The organism is Microvirga vignae (assembly GCF_001017175.1).
GTDB lineage: Bacteria > Pseudomonadota > Alphaproteobacteria > Rhizobiales > Beijerinckiaceae > Microvirga > Microvirga vignae.
Window position 1 is genome coordinate 60,960 of sequence record NZ_LCYG01000037.1, and the last position, 15,918, is coordinate 76,877.

Sequence of the window (15,918 nt, forward strand, 5' to 3'; positions counted from 1 at the left end):
TACGATTTCTTGACCCCACTCAGCGCTAATCCTCCGGCCGGCACATCTGGAGCAAACGACTTCCAGGCGCTGCAGGGAAGGCTGACGCGCGCGTTTGGATCCTTCTCCGCCCTCGATGCTCCGCGAACCGTTCTGATCGTCCCCAGTCTCAGTATGGATCAGGAGGTGCTGGCTGGGATTTCAGGCGCCTACCATTATGAGGAGCGCATGCTGTGCTACCTCATGCTGCTCCGGCTGCCGCGTACGCGCGTGATCTATCTCTCGAGTTATCCCATTCCGGAATCGATCATCGACTACTACCTCCACCTCCTGCCCGGAATTCCCGCACAGCATGCCCGCAGCCGGCTGACCCTTTTCGCCTGTCACGACGGCTCGCCCGTCGCACTCACCGCGAAGATCCTGGGACGCCCTCGCCTTCTCGACCGGATCCGGTCGGCGATCCCTGATCCGGATACCGCCTACATGATCTGCTTCAACGTGACGGATCAGGAACGCAGTCTGGCTCTGCGCTTGAACATGCCGATCTACGGCTGCGACCCCGATCTGCTGCATTGGGGCTCGAAAAGCGGCTCCCGCAAGATCTTCCGGGAGGCGAGTATCGACATGCCCGAAGGCTTTGAGGATCTGCGGGGAGCCGATGAGATCGTGGACGCACTTGCCGAACTCAAGGCGCGCCGTCCCCGTATCAAACGGGCGGTGGTGAAACTCGATGAAGGTTTTTCGGGAGAAGGCAATGCCGTCTTCTCGTATGAAAGGTCACCTGCGAGCACAAACCTGAAGGCCTGGATCAAAGAAAGTCTCCCTGATCTAGCCTTTGAGGCGAAGGGCATGACCTGGGAGCCGTTTGCGGAAAAGCTCTCAGCGATGGGCGGCATCGTGGAGGAATTTATCGAGGGTGAGATCAAGCGCTCGCCCTCCGCCCAATTTCGTGTCGATCCGGTCGGCCGATTGGAGGCGATCTCGACCCATGATCAAGTGTTGGGTGGCGAGAGTGGCCAGGTTTTTCTCGGTTGTCTGTTCCCGGCCGACGAGGCCTATCGTCTCCAAATCCAGGAAAGCGGTCTCAAGGCGGCAGGCATTCTTGCCGACAAAGGCGTCCTCGGGCGCTTCGCCATCGACTTCCTGTCCGTGAAGGATGGCGAGGAATGGCGCCACTACGCCATCGAAATCAATCTGCGCCGCGGCGGTACGACGCATCCCTTCATCATGCTCGAGTTTCTCACCGAGGGACAATACGATCCCGGCACCGGCACGTTCCTCACACCGTCAGGACATGCCCGCTGCTACTACGCATCCGACAACGTACAGTCCGATGCCTATCGCGGCCTTCTCCCGGCTGATCTCATCGACATTGCTGCCCTGAACTGCCTCCACTTCGACGGAGCCAGCCAGCAGGGCGTGATGTTTCATCTGATCGGCGCCCTTTCGGAATTCGGCAAGCTCGGCGTGCTCTGCATTGCGCCCACGCTGGAACAAGCCGAAACCTTCTATCACCGCACGACTGAGGTGCTCGACCGGGAATGCCGCCGGGCCTGAGACTTCCTCTTATTCTTGGTACTTGATCCGGATTTGTGCAGCAGCCTGACGCGCCCGCTCGCGCGCATCCTCGACCGTCTCGGCCGAAGCCAAAGCCACACCCATGCGGCGATATGGGCGCGTCGTTGGCTTGCCGAAGATCCGCACTTCGACTTCGTTATCCTTGGAGCCCAGGGCCAGCGCATCCCTCAAGCCTTCGATTGCGAAGCGCTCCGCCTCTCGGTCCGCCAAGATCACGGCAGAAGCGGTTGGCCCATTCAGTCGGATATCCGGGATCGGCAGCCCGAGCACGGCGCGGGCATGCAGATCGAACTCAGACAGGTTCTGCGAGAGAAGTGTTACCAACCCGGTATCGTGCGGTCGCGGCGAAAGTTCGGAGAAAATGACTTCGTCCTTGGTGACGAAAAACTCGACACCGAAGATGCCATAGCCTCCCAGATCGTCGACGACCTTCCGGGCCATTTCCTGCGCATCGGCAAGGAGCCTTTGCGTCATCGGCGTCGGCTGCCAGGATTCCTGATAATCCCCCCGCTCCTGCCGGTGCCCGATCGGCTCGCAATAGGACACACCCTCGCGGGAGCGGATGGTGAGCAGCGTAATCTCGTATTCGAAAGGGATGAACTCCTCGACGATCACTTTCTTGCGGTCGCCGCGCATGTTGGCGACGGCATAATTCCATGCCTGCTCGAGTTCATTAGCGGAGCGAACGGTGCTCTGTCCCTTGCCTGACGACGACATGACGGGCTTGATCACGCAGGGCACGCCCGTGTGCTCCACAGCGGCCCTCACCTCATCCAGGCTTTCCGCATAGCGGTACTTCGACGTGCGAAGACCAAGCTCCGATGCCGCGAGTTCCCGGATGCGATCCCGGTTCATGGTGAGAGACGCCGCCCGGGCTGACGGCACGACGGTGAAGCCCTTGTCCTCGAATTCCTGCAGCACCTCCGTGCGGATCGCCTCGATCTCCGGAACGATCAGGTCGGGCTTGTGCTTGTCGATAGCCCGCCTCAAGGCCTCGGCATCGAGCATCGAGAACACCTCCGCCTCGTCCGCCACCTGCATGGCGGGGGCATTGGTATAGGAGTCGCATGCCACCACGTGACAGCCGTAGCGTTTGGCCGATATCACGAATTCCTTGCCGAGCTCGCCCGATCCGAGAAGGAGAATTTTGGCTGTGAACACCATCGATGCCTTTCCTCTGGTTTGGCACGAAACACCGGCCGCCCATACGCGTTTTGTGGAAGCACGATTGAGGGCATCTTTCCAGCCCCATCCCACCCGCCCACTGCAAAGTCTGCGCTGAGCGCATTCCTGCCGTCACGGATGCGCATTGCGCAAACCCAAGGTTGATACGTTAAGGGGAGCACAGGAGAAGCTGAATGCTTGCAAAGAAGAAGACTCAGAACCGCTACGGGCAGCGGGTGACCCGGGTCGATGCCCCGACCCTAGAGGAGGCCATTGCCGCCGCACAGGGCCTGACGGATGACGTCGAAGGTCAGATCGAGATCGCCTCGCAGCTCATGGGCATGCCCGAGGACGAGGTCCGCCCTGTCGCCCTCAAGCTCTCGGCAAGGTCAGCCCAACCGGAGCGCCTGCCGATTGCGGATCGGGTTCTGGCTCGTGGTGAGGCATCCAAAGTGGTCGTTGTCGAGCGCCGCCGCCCCCGCATCGTTGCCCGATAGCGCAATACCGACGCGCAGGAGACAGGTAGAGCCTGCGTGAGATGCTCTTGTTCCGAATTCCATAGTTAAAGATTTTCCCGCATGGTCAAAGGCATCGTCCTTGCTTTCCTTGCCTTTGCCGTCTTCGCCTGGGGTGATGCGGTGGTGAAGGCCATCGGTCATGATCTCGATCCCTTCGAGGTCACCTTCTTCGGCTACCTCATCCCCCTGCTACTCTCGCCCGCCTTCATGAAATCGGGCGACAGGCTGTCCGACCTCATTCGCTGGAAGCGTCCCTGGCCTATGGCTCTCAGGGTCTTCTTCATCTCGGTGACGACGCCTCTAAGCGTCATGACATTTACGAGGCTCCCGTTCGCCGAAGCCTTTGCCCTTCTGTTCCTGATGCCAAGCTTGGTCACGGTGCTGTCCATCGTCGTTCTCAAGGAGAAGGTTCGCTGGCGGCGCGGACTTGCAGTTGTCGCGGCCTTCATCGGGGTGCTCGTGATCGTAAGGCCGGGATTCAGGGAATTCCTGCCCGGACACCTATATGCCATCGCAACGGCACTCTGCGGCGCGGGCGGCGTCATCATGGGGCGCATGATCGGCACGACCGAGAAGCGCTACACCCTGATCGGAAGCGTTTTCCTTGGAACGGCCCTCATCGCCGGGATCCTCATGATCCCCGGCTTTATTTGGCCGACAGCCACGCAATGGGGCCTACTCCTGGCCTTCGCCGCCACGGCCTTCGTGGCTCAAGCCCTGTTTATCGTTGCCACCATTTACGCCCCGGCAGACCGCCTCGGCGCGACGCAATACAGCCAGATCCTCTGGGCCCTCGCCATCGGCACCCTCTTCTTCGATGAATGGCCGGACGCTCTGGCACTCCTGGGGATTGCTATCGTGGTCGCTGCGGGATTGTTCATCTTCGCACGCGAGCAGACGCTCAAGAAGAACCCGTCTCAGGCAGCGCCTTTGGCACCACCAGAGCAGCTTGGAACCTTAAGCTCATCTCTTCAGAGCGAATGAGCGCGCGAGATAGATCGGTAGAGCCGGCAGCAGAAGGCCGGCGCTGGCGAGATAGCGAGCGGCAGGGAAAGTGACGGCCACCATCAACACTCCTGCAGCGATGGTACAGACCAGCGTCAGTAGCAGAATGGCATGAACATCCAACATGCGTACGCAGCTTGGCGCCATCCACACCTCACATCAGCCAGAGATTCACATTGAGGATGGCACCATTCCATGGTGCAAGGGATCAAAATAATGGCGACCCCTGCAGGGCTCGAACCTGCGACCTACTGCTTAGAAGGCAGTTGCTCTATCCAGCTGAGCTAAGGGGCCGTCGAGCCGCGGGCCTGGACCTTTAGTGGGTCCAGGGGCCGACGCGATTAAACTTGAAATTGTCGGAATAGGACATAGTGCGCCGCTTGATATCGTGCGGCTCCTCGACCCGGTAAGCGATGCCTTCGCGCTCGGCATAGGCAATGGCTTCTTCCTTGGTGTCGAACCAGAGGCGGAGTTGCTGGCGGGTGTCGCCCGAACTGGTCCAGCCCATAAGGGGCTCGATCTCGCGGGGCTTGTCCTGCTCGAAGACGAGAAGCCATTGCTTGGTCCGGGCCATGCCGGACTGCATTGCGGACTTGGCGGGCTTGTAAATCCGAGCGGGCATTGGTTTTTCGCACTCTCTCCAAGACTCTTACCGTTGAGGATGGTCGGGGCGGCAGGATTTGAACCCGCGACCCTCTGCTCCCAAAGCAGATGCGCTACCAGACTGCGCTACACCCCGTGTCTCTCAATGGCTTGGTTTCTCTAGCGATTTGAGAACCCCTACGCAAGCCCAAGGTTTCAGAGTTCAGAACATAATGGGACCTATGGGACTGGTTTTAAACGGAAGGTTTCAGGAAAGGACTCATGGATGTTCTCCAGGTGTTCTCAAAACTGGCGCAGGAGCAAACGCAAGCGCGCCTCCGAAATCCTGGCCAGAATGGATCAGGTCCTCTGGGATGTGCAACCCGGGCGCCGCAGGAACGCACGAGCTTCATCAAGGAACACACTCTAGAGCCGCAGCTTCTTGTGCAGTGTCTGGCTTGGCGTCACGCCAAAAACACGCCGATAGGCTGTTCCAAACTCGCCCATATGCGTGAAGCCGCAGGCCAAGGCGATCTGCGTGACCGTCACGACGGCGGGATCCGCAGCCAGCAGCGCCTCGTGGGCCCGCTGCAGCCGCACGGAGCGAAGGAACCCCATTGGCGTGATGTTGCGGAAGTTCTGAAACCCGTTCTGCAGGCTGCGCGCACTCACCCCCGCCTGAGCCGCCAGATCGACAAGGGACAAGGGCTCGGCGAAATGCGCCTCGATATAGGCCTCCGCCCGCTTGACGTAGAACGGCACGGCGGCAGCCTGAGGCGCCAGTAGGGCCTGCGAATAGTCATGGGGACGGGAAAGGAGAAAGCCGGTGAGCAGCTGCTGCTCGAACTGACGCCACGCCACCGGCGACTGCCGGATGAAAGCGTGCGGATCGGACAGCTCGGCTTCCGCATATTTTAGAAGCCGCAGCCAGCTGCGGCCGGAGGCGGTCTTGAGATCGGCCGCGACGTCGAAATTGACAAAGCCTGGAATGTCATGCCCCAGCAGCTTGGCGCAGCATTCCCCAATCTTCACACGGTCTGCCATAAACACTTTGGCTTCTGTGTCTTGAGCAAATCTCACTATTCTCTCCAGACCAGACGGAAAAATGACTGCCCGGTCCGCTGAGTGAGAAAACCCTTTTCTGTTTAGGAGCACCTCCCCCGTTCCCGATGTCGACATGATGAACGCGATCCGATCGTCAGCCTCTTCTGGCTCCATGAAGATATCGATGTCACGCCCGATCCTGGCACGAAAGATCCCGAAGTAGCCCTGGCCCCGGAAGGCGAGCATACCATCAGCATGATCGCCAGCCGAGGAGTTCATAAACCTCTGCGGAGAGACTTGTACATTCAGGGCATGCTCGAGTTCATCGAGCCTTTTGGAATGCAAGACCTCGTCGATGACTAGGCTGTTCTGCGAGGCCTGAGGCTGCTCCGCCCGATCCTTGTCATGCGGGTTCCGGATCATAGTGGCAGGCATGTGTCTGCTCATGGCTTACTCCCGGCAGCAGGGGTGCCAGAAGCCTGGCTGACGCTGCAAGACGTCTCTGTTGATTGAGGCCGATGGATATCTTCTCTTGAAACACTTAGCTCGTAACCGCAGGGGCAATCGTTGCGATGCTGTTTCCCTGCAATGGCGCAAGGTTTCATTCGCTCAATTGAGAGAAAGACAAGAAAACAACTTGGAGTAGCACCCCGAAATCCCATTCCCACTCGCCTTTGACGCTGCGAGAGCTTGAGATCTTATAAGTTTGGCGCATTTACCACAAGTAATACCTAGGCTAGAAACGGTTTACCACTTGGGCATGACCGGCGCTGGGCTGCCCTGACCAGCCTCGGCTTCATCGAGTCTCGGCATGTCCATGAACGGAGGTCGGAATTGGCAGATTCCTCGAGCTGGCCGCCGCCCTGGAATGCTATCTACCGCTTGAAGAGCGGATGCTCGATCCGATCTCCAGGCTTGATCCCGAGCTTAGCCGACGTGCCGGCATTCAGCTCCAGAACGGCGACAACAGGTTCGCCGGAGGGAATGGTGCGGGTGGACAAAGGCTCCGTATTGGCGGCAATACGGGCGATGGTTCCGTCTGGCCGGATGAACAGCATGTCCAGGGGCAGATAGGTGTTCTGCATCCACATGGAGACGGGCTCGACACGGCCGAAATCGAACAGCATTCCCCGATCCGGCGCCATCGAGCGGCGAAACATCAGCCCCTGTGCCCGGTCCGCATCGTTGCGGGCGACCTCGACATGGAAATTTTGCCGCTGGCCGCCCTGTGTCACAATGGACAAGGCCTCGAGAGCCTGAGCATAGGCCGCCCCGGCCAGGGCAACTACAAGGCCGAGGGCCGGGAAAACCGGGCGGAGGCGCTGGAACACGAAACAAGCCTGTCAGTGGGAGTGCGGCAGGGCCATGTCGGCGAGACGAACCTCGGCGGCCATGAGGCCCTTTGAACCGTCGCCGAAGCGCACGAAAACGCGCTCGCCAGGCTTCAGTTCGGCAATGCCATAACGGCGGAGGGTTTCCATATGGACGAAGATGTCCGGCTTGCCCTCACCTTGCGTCAGAAAGCCGAAACCGCGAAGGCGGTTGAACCACTTCACGACCGCAGGCTCCAGACCGCTCGTCGGCACCACCTGAACATGGGTGCGCGGCAGCGGGAGCTCCGAAGGATGCAGGGCCGTCGATTCATCGAGCGACAGAATACGGAAAGCCTGGAGACCGCGGGGGCGCTGAACCGCCTCAACCACGATACGGGCGCCCTCATTCGCAGCCTGGTATCCCTCGCGCCGCAGGCAGGTCACATGCAGCAGTACATCGGGCATACCGTTGTCGGGCACGATGAAGCCGAAGCCCTTGGCGACGTCGAACCACTTGATCCGGCCGCTCACCTGAATGAGTTCGACAGGGTTCTCTTCCGCAATCGGCTGAGAGGACTCACGCCGTCCTTGATCGAAAGAGGGATTCTCCTCTCGAAGATTGAAGGAGTTAGAGCCGAAATCGCCAGTCATGAATAAACCCAAACTCGAATCAAAAAACCCGATTCTTAAAAAGAGGATAACATCGTCCTGAATCAGGGGAAGCCGGAAACAGCCCTTAAAATGCGATGAAATTTTCAGCATCCGGCGAGAGCATTGAAATTACGAGACAAATGCCGACAGAACGGCTCCGATTTCTGCATGGATCACCAAGTCCGCCATCTCATCGAGCGGGGTCGGCTCGCGATTCACGATCACGAGCTGCGCTCCGTTCCCCTTCGCGAAAGCCGGAAAAGCGGCCGCGGGATAGACAACGAGGGACGATCCAACCACGAGACACAGATCGCAGCTGGCGACAAGCTTCTGTGCCCGGCGCATGGGTTCCTCCGGCATGGCTTGGCCGAAGGAGATGGTCGCGGATTTTAGAATGCCGCCGCAATTGATGCACTCGGGCGGTTCGCCACTCGCCTCGAAGTGCCGCCTCACCCAATTGATCTCGTGGCGGCGTCCGCACGACAGGCATTTTGCATAGGTGCCGTTGCCATGGAGTTCGATCACCTGCTCCTCGGAAAGTCCCGAGGCCTGATGAAGCCCATCGATATTCTGGGTGATCACCGCGGGCATCCGGCCTGACGCGACGAGCGATGCGATGCCAAGATGCCCTTGGCTCGGCTGGGCCTCGTGATAAAGATCGTCCATAACGAACTTGCGTCGCCACGCCTCCCGCCGCGCTTGGGCGCTTTGGACGAAATGCTCAAAGGGAATCGGCTTGTTACGCATCCACGGACTGTTGGGAGAGCGAAAATCCGGGACACCACTCTCCGTCGAGATGCCCGCTCCCGTGAAACCGGCAACGATCCGGGCATCTTGAATCATTTCCTGCAATGTGGCGATTGACGCGGCGAGGCTCTCGGTCATGTCACTGATATAGAACGTGGATGACGGATAGAAACGCCTCCCATGAGCCACAGGATGAGCATCACGTGAACGACGATCTTTCTCGCGCCCCAGCCTCCCAGGAAAGGACTTACCCTCCTGCGGCAGCTGGACGCACCCAAGTCGTCGCATCCCAGCGCTGGGATGCCATCGACGTGGCTCGCGGGCTCGCGATCGCAGCCATGATCATCTATCATTTCAGCTGGGATTTGAGCTTTCTGAAGCTGATCGAAACCAACATTCTCCAGGTGCCGGCATGGCGCTGGTTCGCGCGTGGGATTGCAGGCTCATTCTTGCTCCTTGCCGGTGTGGGACTTGCTCTTGCCCACGCGAAAGGTTTCCGCCGCTTTCCCTTCTTGAGACGGCTCATGAAAGTGGGCGGAGCGGCGCTGGCCGTGACCCTCGTCACGTACCGCGCATTTCCCGAGAGCTATATTTTCTTCGGCATTCTTCACTGCATCGCCGTGTCAAGCGTACTGGCGCTCCCGTTCCTGCGGCTGCACCCTGCCCTCACTCTGCTGGTCGCAGTCTCGTGTCTGGCCACCTCCGCAATCTTCACGAGTCCCGCGCTCGATGGGCCCTATCTCGATTGGCTGGGGCTCGGCGCCACGGATCCAGTGACGAACGATTATGTGCCTGTCTTTCCATGGTTCGGTATGGTTCTGATCGGCGTCGCTCTCGGCAAGCTGCTCCTGAAACGAGCCGAGACCATGCGCCTTGCGCGCTGGCGGGCGACGGATGTGCTATCCCGAACCTTTGTCTGGGCAGGACGAAAAAGCCTCCCGATCTATCTCATCCATCAACTCGTATTACTTGGGCTTCTCTATGGAGTGCTGCAGATCACCGGCCCGAACCCAAGAGCCGAGGCACAGCCCTTCATGAATGAATGCGTTTCGACCTGCCTGATGCAGAACACGCGGCCACAGACCTGCAACGCCTTGTGCTCCTGTACGGTCGACACGCTTCGCCAAACCGAATTGTGGCGAAAGGTCCTCAGCGGCACGACAAGTGCAGAGGAGCGGACGCAAATCTCCCGTGCCGCGCAGCAATGCCTGCGCCGTGCGCCATCCTAGAGCATTTTAAACGGCGAAGTGGATGCGGTTCGCCGTTTAACATGCGCCGCAACAAGGAACAGAGCTGTTTCCACGCAAGTGGAACAGCTCTAGGTTTCGGTAGTGATAGGATAGCCTTCGAAGCTCTTGAGGGTTTTCAGAACGAAAGTCGTGTGAATGCGGCCGATGCCGAATCCCGTATCCGCAAGGACGGCTTCGGTGAGCGCCTCGTAGGCTGCAAGTGTTGGCGCAACGATACGGGCGATGTAATCGTACTCACCGTTCACGACCTGCAATTCAACGACCGCCGGGTGTTCGAGCAAGACCTTCTCCAGACGCTGCCGCGCTACTGCGGAGGGATCGCGCATGCTGATTCCTGCAAGCGCAATGATGTCATGGCCAATTGCCGAAGGGTCGACGAGAGCCGTATAGCCACGAATGACCCCCTTCTGCTCCAGACGCTTGACCCGTTCGAGGCAGGGACGCGGCGAGAGCCCGACACGGTCTGACAACGCCTGATAGGTGATGCGGCCGTTCTGGCGCAGTGCGTCGAGGATCAAAAGATCGATCCGGTCGAAAGCAGACTTTGCTGGGCGGATCGGCAGCTTCGCAGACGGCTTCATGATGTAGCTCGAACGAGGATCTCCTCCCCACTGGGAGGTAAGCGTGTCTGTAGCTCACGAGAGGGGTCGCTTGCAAATCGACGTACAAGTGACCGCGAAATCTCTGTCTAACCCAATCATGAGGGTTGCAAAAGTGAAGCAAGATCCAACACGACCCAATGTTTCACTCTGGTGCACTAATTTTGCAAATTACGAAGAGTAAGGTTGCATTATTACAAATACCAAATTATATCGTAACGTAACGAAACGAAGTACATTCCCTCGACCGAATTAACGTAAGTTGCTCAGGGGCAAAAAATGACTTTTGACTCAGAGGCGAATGTCGCTCGCCAGATTGCTGACCTGTGCCAGTGGATAAGCGAAGGCAGCATTGCTCACATTGAAATGAGCATGTCGCTCACCCGGGATCTGGCCTTCGATTCCATGAAGCTCATGCAGTTCTTCGCCGGTACCGAGGAGCTGTATTCAGGTATTGCTCTTGAAGATTGGTTCATCGAACACAGCGCCGGCGGACGCGATACCATCGGGAGCGTGGTGCAATATATCGCCGCTGCGCTGATCCCCATGGCGGCGGAGCGATCCAATGGCTCTCGGAGGAACAACCACTCTCGCGACCTTGGTCAATCCATCCAAAGCCGTTCTCAAACACGTCTTTGATCAGGCGATCCTTTGAAACGAGAAGTTCGACGAATGGTACGCCGAACGGAGGGAATGCGCTTGAGCTCGGCACCTCGACACGGTGCCATCAGTGCCGCTGAGCCCATCCAGAAGCGAACTATCGATCTCTCCTATGCCCGCATTGCCCCATACGTCTTGAGGCGTGAAGCTTTGGCCGCCCATTGACTTACCGGATGCATTGCCGCGGCTTCTCTCAAACAATATTGCCGTCGACCATGTGCTCGATGTGCCGTCCCAGACCAGGACGACGGGCGATAAGCTTCAGCGGATCAAACTGGAGCAGCCGGCCCATGAAAAGCATTCAATCGCTGTGAACTGAACGCAGCAGAGTAAAAAAGTCGCTGGAAAACTCCCGCGACTTTCGCGTTAAGTTCCCGTCATCGACACAGGCTTTCAAAGAGGTGCTGTCTTGTTGCGGGGCTATATGACTGATCTTCCCCTGGTCGCAATCCTTCGCGGATTGCGACCTGATGCGGCCGAAACTGTTGGCCTTGCACTCGTTGAGGCGGGTTTTCGCATCATCGAGGTTCCCCTGAACTCGCCCGAGCCTTTCCGCAGCATCGAAATCCTGGCCAAGGCGATGCCGGGCGACGTTCTCGTCGGCGCTGGCACTGTTCTTGATCCTCAGCAGGTCGACGGCATCCGCGACATAGGCGGCAAGCTCATCGTCATGCCTCATGCCGATCCCGATGTGATCCGGCGCGCCAAGGAACATAGGATGATTTGTACCCCGGGCGTCGCAACGCCGACGGAAGCCTTTGCAGCGCTAAAGGCAGGGGCCGACGCCATCAAGATCTTCCCGGCAGAAGCCATTCCTCCAGCGGTCGTGAGAGCTTGGCGGGCGGTTCTGCCCAAGGAGACGATCGTGCTGCCCGTCGGCGGCATCAAGCCTGACAACATGAAACCTTACATTGATGCGGGCGCGAATGGGTTCGGCCTTGGCTCTGCTCTCTTCACGCCGTCCATGACAGTCCAAGAGATCGGCCGCAATGCACGTGCCTTCGCGTCGGCCTGGAAAGATCTGCGCGCAAGCTGAAGTGCTTCCAAGCTTTTGCAGGAACCGTCGCGGGAGGAAGACGTTCACACGGCAAAGGCTCGAACCATGGAGTTTCAGACATGAAGAAGTTGGCGTTCGTTTTTGCCGCTACTGTGCTTAGTACGGCGGCCTTCGCTCAGGACACCACGACGACCATCAAGAAAGAGGAAGGCATCCTCGGCAGCAAGACCACCATCGAGCAGAAGCGCGAGCCGAGCACCACATCCTCGACGACCGTGACGACCGGTTCAAGCGTTGGCTGCACGACCGAAACGAAGCAGAAGACAGACGAATTCGGCGACACGACCACGCAGAAGAAAACCGAGTGCTGAGTGCGTCGATCGCTCACCAGTAAGGGGCCCGGCTTACGCCGGGTCTTTTCGTGAGAGAACTTAGCGGCGCTTTCCGCTGCGTCCTCCGCGGAAGAACGGAACCGTCAGGAGACGCCGTCCTGCCTCATCCACGATTTCGAGCTCGATATTGCCTGCATCCGCCAGTTCGTCCCGCAATTCTTCGACGGTGGCGATAGCTTCGGCCTTGGCCGCTTCCAGGTCGGGTAGCTCGATGCCCTCATCGTCTTCGTCAACGTCGTAACCGTCTCGAATATTGAAGAAAAAGCGAGGCATGGCTTTACGCTCGGCAATAGAGAGATGGCGAGAAAACGCCTTTCACATCGGCAAGTTCACTGTAACGGCAGCCACCCTCGTTTGGACATCGGAATCTTGGTGAAGCTGCCCAGTTATGCAGCACAACTTGCCGTGCTTCTCGGCATGGAGCTTTTGAGATACCTTGTGCGTTGATGGACACGCCAAGGGATCATGCGGGCAAACCGCTTAGGACGTGCCATGATTCATCGCTCCCTTGCCGTGCTATCTCTCCTCAGTCTGCCGCTGCTTATCGAACCATCCGCGGCATCCGCGCAGATCTCATGCGGCCCACGCGATCACCTCGTGAAATTGCTTGCCGAGCAATACAAGGAAGATCCTGTCGGAATTGGCCTCACCCAGCCTGGCCAGGTTCTCGAAGTCTTCGCCTCTCAAGCCGGATCGTGGTCGATGGTGATGACGATGCCGGACGGCAAAGCCTGCCTGATCGCAGCTGGCGACAATTGGGAAATGGTGACCAAGATCAAAGGCAACCCGATCTGAATCGATTGCTCTCAGATAGTCTTCAGCAGCCAATTGTCTGAAAGAAGAAAGTGGCGCGCCCTAGGGGAATCGAACCCCTCTTTCCTGCGTGAAAGGCAGATGTCCTAACCGATAGACGAAGGGCGCACTGTTTGTTTCGGGGCATCGCCGCCGAAGTGGGCGGACGTATAGACGGGTTCGTGACGCATCGCAAGCGTCAGTTTTGAATTATTCAGGCCTTGCCGCGTCCATGATGCGAAGCTCGGCTTTTTCCTGGCCGCCCCAGCGGTCGATGGACAGGGTTCCGGCCACGTGGAGCGGGCTTCCAATGGCCCCTGAGAGCACATTCCCGAGCGGTTGGCCCGCCGCGCGGAATGCGATTCCCCCCACGAAGCTGCCATCACCACCGCGAAGCTTCACGCGCATATGTCCACCGCTACCGACCTCACGCGCCTCGACGACACGATGTTGTGGAAACACGAAGACCGGCTCCGGCTGTCCTGAACCGAACGGCCCTGCCCGATCCAATGCGGTCACGAGCGTCGGCTGCGCACCTGCCGCCGTCAGTGTGGCGTCGATGGCGAACTGATCGTTCAGGCGCGTGATGCTGACCGGCTCGTTCAGTTTGTCGGTTACGAAGGCGAGGAAACGATCCATGTCCGTCGCCTGGATGGTCACGCCCGCCGCCATGGTGTGGCCCCCGCCCTTGATGGCGATTCCAGCCGCCACGGCCGCTCGGACGGCAGCTCCAAGATCGACACCAGGCACGGAGCGACCTGAGCCGGTCGCCGTGCCATCCGGATTGAGGGTGAAGGCGAAAGCCGGGCGGCGGAAGCGCTCCTTGGTGCGGGCGGAAATCAGCCCGACGACACCCGGATGCCATTCGGCCGAAGCCGTTACGAGCACCGGTTGGTCGGGCGACTTCTCCAGGGCCAGCATGGCCTGGGCTTCGGCCTCCTGAACGGCGACCACCTCAATGGCCTGGCGCTCGCGGTTCAGCCGGTCGAGCTCGCCCGCGATCTGACCAGACTGAACCGGATCCTCCGTCAACAGGAGCCGAGCCCCCAGCGCGGCATCGCCGATCCGGCCACCTGCATTGATACGCGGGCCCACGAGATAGCCGAGATGCCAAGCTTCAGGAGCCCCAGCGAGACCCGCCGTGTCGAGCAGAGCCGCCAAGCCCACGCGGCGGCGGGCGCGCATGATGGCAAGGCCTTGGCGCACGAAAGCGCGGTTGAGCCCGATCAGCGGCACTACGTCCGCTACCGTGGCGAGAGCCACGAGATCGAGGCTGCCCATCAGGTCCGGCTCAGGCCGGCCCTGGAAATAACCGCGCAGGCGCAGAACCCGGTTGAGGGCGACGAGGAAGAGAAACACCACGCCGGCGGCGCAGAGATGACCAAGCCCGGAGAGATCGTCCTGCCGGTTCGGGTTCACGATGGCGAGCGCCTCGGGCAGTTGCTCGGGTGCCTGATGGTGATCGAGAACAAGCGGGTCCAGGCCAAGGCGCTTCGCCTCCGCGAGCGGCTCGATGCTGGCCGTGCCGCAATCGACAGTGACGAGGATATCCGCGCCCTGCTCCTTCAATGCACGGATGGCATCGACATTCGGGCCGTAGCCCTCGGTGATCCTGTCAGGGATGTGAATGGCAAAACTGATCCCGCATGCGCGCAGATACTCAGCCAGCAGCGCTGAGCTGCAGGCACCATCCACGTCGTAATCCCCGAAGATCGCAACCTTCTCCGAGCGCATCACGGAATCCGCAAGCCTAGAGGCTGCGGCTTCCATGTCGGTGAGCACACAAGGGTCCGGCAGCAGATCCCTCAGGCGCGGATTGAGGAAACCCTCGGTCTCATGGATGCCGACCCCACGCCCGGCGAGCACGCGCGCGAGAATGTCCGGCACGCCGTGGGTCTGGGCGATGGCGAGCGCAATCGCACTCTGGGAAGCGCTGCAACGCTCGACCCAGAGGCGTCCAAGGGCTGATTGGGTCACCCCCAAAAAGGGTTTCGGCAGAGAAATCGGCGATGATTCGGTCACGGAATGAGTATTAACCGCGAATTGTGGTCAAAACACCCTGCGATACTGAATGAACCCGCTGCGGGAGGCCACCTTGTCGTAAAGCGCCTGAGCGGCCGTGTTCGTCTCATGGGTCAGCCAATAGACGCGGCTTGCCCCATCGGCTCTCGCGCGATCATATACCGCCTCGATCAAGCCCCGTCCGACACCGCGCCCCCGCGCCTCCTCGGACGTGAAGAGATCCTGCAGGTAGCAGTAGTCGCCCGTCGACCAAGTGGAGCGGTGATAGAGGTAGTGCACAAGGCCGACGACCTTGCCGTCGAGGATGGCAACAAGGCCATGCATGGGCTCGGCCGGATCGATGAGACGCCGCCAGGTGACTTCCGTGACCTCGGCGGCCAGCGTGGATTTGTAGAAGGTCAGATAGCCCTGCCAGAGCGGTTCCCAGGCCTGCCTATCCTCGGGGGTGAAGGGGCGGATTTGAATCATGCGATTGGCTCAAGTGCTCTCATGTCACGAATCTTAAGTCCTCCCCGTCATGGCCGCACCTGTTGCGGCAATCGATGTCTTAAGATCAGCGTCCTTTGAAACGTAATGGCCGGGACAAGCCCGGCCATGAGGAATAGCAAACGTGTTATGCTCCCGA

Annotated in this window: 19 protein-coding genes and 3 tRNA genes; 8 read left to right on the top strand and 14 right to left on the bottom strand. The window is 59.5% G+C overall.

Annotation, left to right across the window (positions count from 1 at the left end):
* The first annotated feature begins 9 nt into the window (after positions 1 to 9).
* Positions 10 to 1,536, top strand: coding sequence for a peptide ligase PGM1-related protein (locus AA309_RS14965; RefSeq protein WP_244470368.1), 1,527 nt, complete (start codon positions 10 to 12; stop codon positions 1,534 to 1,536).
* 9 nt (positions 1,537 to 1,545) lie between these two features.
* On the opposite strand, the gene purT is transcribed toward AA309_RS14965, so the two are convergent.
* A complete protein-coding gene (gene purT / locus AA309_RS14970) occupies positions 1,546 to 2,721 on the bottom strand; it encodes a formate-dependent phosphoribosylglycinamide formyltransferase (RefSeq protein ID WP_047189830.1) in 1,176 nt (391 codons plus the stop codon).
* 194 nt (positions 2,722 to 2,915) lie between these two features.
* On the opposite strand from purT, the gene AA309_RS14975 reads away from it, so the two are divergent.
* Positions 2,916 to 3,218, top strand: coding sequence for a hypothetical protein (locus tag AA309_RS14975; RefSeq protein WP_047189831.1), 303 nt, complete (start codon positions 2,916 to 2,918; stop codon positions 3,216 to 3,218).
* Between the two features lie 81 nt (positions 3,219 to 3,299).
* Positions 3,300 to 4,223, top strand: coding sequence for a DMT family transporter (locus AA309_RS14980; RefSeq protein ID WP_047189832.1), 924 nt, complete (start codon positions 3,300 to 3,302; stop codon positions 4,221 to 4,223).
* Here the strand turns inward: AA309_RS14980 and AA309_RS34295 are convergent.
* The 8 genes from AA309_RS34295 to AA309_RS15015 all read right to left on the bottom strand — a co-directional run bounded on the left by AA309_RS34295 (position 4,203) and on the right by AA309_RS15015 (position 8,719).
* On the bottom strand, positions 4,203 to 4,370 hold the full coding sequence (locus AA309_RS34295; RefSeq protein ID WP_160310468.1) for a hypothetical protein: 168 nt from the start codon (positions 4,368 to 4,370) through the stop codon (positions 4,203 to 4,205). The two genes, AA309_RS14980 and AA309_RS34295, sit on opposite strands and share 21 nt — an antisense overlap.
* Before the next feature lie 91 nt (positions 4,371 to 4,461).
* A tRNA-Arg gene (locus AA309_RS14985) sits at positions 4,462 to 4,538 on the bottom strand.
* A 22-nt stretch (positions 4,539 to 4,560) separates the two neighbouring features.
* Positions 4,561 to 4,866, bottom strand: coding sequence for an ETC complex I subunit (locus AA309_RS14990; protein ID WP_047189833.1), 306 nt, complete (start codon positions 4,864 to 4,866; stop codon positions 4,561 to 4,563).
* Between the two features lie 40 nt (positions 4,867 to 4,906).
* Positions 4,907 to 4,983, bottom strand: a tRNA-Pro gene (locus tag AA309_RS14995).
* Positions 4,984 to 5,252: 269 nt separating this feature from the next.
* Positions 5,253 to 6,317, bottom strand: coding sequence for an AraC family transcriptional regulator (locus AA309_RS32070; RefSeq protein WP_342027949.1), 1,065 nt, complete (start codon positions 6,315 to 6,317; stop codon positions 5,253 to 5,255).
* A gap of 428 nt (positions 6,318 to 6,745) precedes the next feature.
* Positions 6,746 to 7,201, bottom strand: coding sequence for a DUF192 domain-containing protein (locus AA309_RS15005; RefSeq protein ID WP_047189834.1), 456 nt, complete (start codon positions 7,199 to 7,201; stop codon positions 6,746 to 6,748).
* 12 nt (positions 7,202 to 7,213) lie between these two features.
* Positions 7,214 to 7,834, bottom strand: coding sequence for a cold-shock protein (locus AA309_RS15010; protein ID WP_047189835.1), 621 nt, complete (start codon positions 7,832 to 7,834; stop codon positions 7,214 to 7,216).
* Positions 7,835 to 7,963: 129 nt separating this feature from the next.
* Positions 7,964 to 8,719: an SIR2 family NAD-dependent protein deacylase gene (locus tag AA309_RS15015; RefSeq protein ID WP_047189836.1), complete on the bottom strand. Its 756-nt coding sequence runs from the start codon at positions 8,717 to 8,719 to the stop codon at positions 7,964 to 7,966.
* Positions 8,720 to 8,784: 65 nt separating this feature from the next.
* On the opposite strand from AA309_RS15015, the gene AA309_RS15020 reads away from it, so the two are divergent.
* Entirely contained in the window at positions 8,785 to 9,810 is a 1,026-nt protein-coding gene (locus AA309_RS15020) for a heparan-alpha-glucosaminide N-acetyltransferase (protein ID WP_047189837.1), read from the top strand.
* An 89-nt stretch (positions 9,811 to 9,899) separates the two neighbouring features.
* On the opposite strand, the gene AA309_RS15025 is transcribed toward AA309_RS15020, so the two are convergent.
* Entirely contained in the window at positions 9,900 to 10,412 is a 513-nt protein-coding gene (locus AA309_RS15025) for an Lrp/AsnC family transcriptional regulator (protein WP_047189838.1), read from the bottom strand.
* 297 nt (positions 10,413 to 10,709) lie between these two features.
* Between AA309_RS15025 and AA309_RS15030 the strand changes: the two genes are divergently transcribed.
* The 3 genes from AA309_RS15030 to AA309_RS15040 all read left to right on the top strand — a co-directional run bounded on the left by AA309_RS15030 (position 10,710) and on the right by AA309_RS15040 (position 12,458).
* Positions 10,710 to 11,069, top strand: a complete 360-nt coding sequence (locus tag AA309_RS15030; RefSeq protein ID WP_150117580.1) for an acyl carrier protein — start codon at positions 10,710 to 10,712, stop codon at positions 11,067 to 11,069.
* A 445-nt stretch (positions 11,070 to 11,514) separates the two neighbouring features.
* A complete protein-coding gene (locus AA309_RS15035; RefSeq protein WP_162489282.1) occupies positions 11,515 to 12,126 on the top strand; it encodes a 2-dehydro-3-deoxy-6-phosphogalactonate aldolase in 612 nt (203 codons plus the stop codon).
* A gap of 80 nt (positions 12,127 to 12,206) precedes the next feature.
* Positions 12,207 to 12,458, top strand: a complete 252-nt coding sequence (locus tag AA309_RS15040; RefSeq protein ID WP_047189841.1) for a hypothetical protein — start codon at positions 12,207 to 12,209, stop codon at positions 12,456 to 12,458.
* A gap of 60 nt (positions 12,459 to 12,518) precedes the next feature.
* Here the strand turns inward: AA309_RS15040 and AA309_RS15045 are convergent, their stop codons facing one another.
* Positions 12,519 to 12,752: a DUF6894 family protein gene (locus tag AA309_RS15045; RefSeq protein WP_047189842.1), complete on the bottom strand. Its 234-nt coding sequence runs from the start codon at positions 12,750 to 12,752 to the stop codon at positions 12,519 to 12,521.
* 219 nt (positions 12,753 to 12,971) lie between these two features.
* Here AA309_RS15045 and AA309_RS15050 point away from each other — a divergent pair, with 219 nt between their 5' ends.
* On the top strand, positions 12,972 to 13,274 hold the full coding sequence (locus AA309_RS15050) for a hypothetical protein (RefSeq protein WP_047189936.1): 303 nt from the start codon (positions 12,972 to 12,974) through the stop codon (positions 13,272 to 13,274).
* Between the two features lie 51 nt (positions 13,275 to 13,325).
* Here AA309_RS15050 and AA309_RS15055 read toward each other — a convergent pair.
* From AA309_RS15055 to AA309_RS15065, 3 genes are all read right to left on the bottom strand, one after another.
* Positions 13,326 to 13,400, bottom strand: a tRNA-Glu gene (locus AA309_RS15055).
* Between the two features lie 81 nt (positions 13,401 to 13,481).
* The gene (recJ, locus tag AA309_RS15060; protein WP_047189843.1) at positions 13,482 to 15,293 is read right to left on the bottom strand and encodes a single-stranded-DNA-specific exonuclease RecJ; all 1,812 of its coding nucleotides are present in this window, start codon (positions 15,291 to 15,293) and stop codon (positions 13,482 to 13,484) included.
* Positions 15,294 to 15,320: 27 nt separating this feature from the next.
* Positions 15,321 to 15,761: a GNAT family N-acetyltransferase gene (locus tag AA309_RS15065; RefSeq protein WP_047189844.1), complete on the bottom strand. Its 441-nt coding sequence runs from the start codon at positions 15,759 to 15,761 to the stop codon at positions 15,321 to 15,323.
* Positions 15,762 to 15,918 lie beyond the last annotated feature (157 nt).